The 736-nt window shown below is 69.7% G+C and carries 1 protein-coding gene; it reads left to right on the plus strand.

Features of this window, described 5'->3' with window-relative positions; all coding sequences use genetic code 11:
* On the plus strand, nucleotides 1–736 hold a 736-nt coding region (locus tag OO52_RS45575; protein WP_037671664.1), incomplete at both ends, for a class I SAM-dependent methyltransferase.

Here is a 736-nt window from a genome sequence, read left to right on the forward strand (position 1 = left end):
CCTGACCGATCATCCCGCGGTCGGTCAGGCCGCCGTGGTCGCTCATCATGACCAGCCCGGCAGCACCCGCCTGATCGCCTACGTCGTCCCCGACAACGGCGGACCGACGGGGGACGAGGAGGAGCGGGACCAGATCGGCGAGTGGCAGGATCTCTACGACTCGTTGTACTCGGCGCCCGGTTCGACGCTGGGCGAGGACTTCTCCGGCTGGAACAGCAGTTACGACGGCGAGCCGATCCCGCTGCCCGAGATGCGGGAGTGGCGTGCGGCCACGCTTGAACGGATCAGGGCGCTCAAGCCCGGCCGTGTCCTGGAGATCGGTGTTGGCACCGGTCTGCTGCTGTCCGGACTGGCGCCCGAGTGCGAGGAGTACTGGGGCACGGACTTCTCCCCGGTCGTCGTGGAGGAACTGCGGCGCCATGTCGACGCTGACCCCGAGCTGGCCCGGCGGGTCAGGCTCCGGGTGCAGGCCGCCCACGAGCACGGCGACCTGCCGCAGGCGCACTTCGACACGATCGTGCTCAACTCCGTGGCCCAGTACTTCCCGAACAGCGGATACCTGACGCAGGTCGTAGAGCAGGCCTTCCGTCTGCTGGCGCCCGGTGGCGCGTTGTTCCTGGGCGACCTGCGCAATCCGCGGTTGCTGCGGACCTTCGCCTCGGGTGTGCAGACGGCGCGGGCCGAGGACCCGAACGACACGGCCGCGATCCGCCGTGCCGTCGAGCAGAGCCTGGTC

This window comes from Streptomyces flaveolus (assembly GCF_000716535.1).
Taxonomy (GTDB): Bacteria; Actinomycetota; Actinomycetes; order Streptomycetales; family Streptomycetaceae; genus Streptomyces; species Streptomyces flaveolus_A.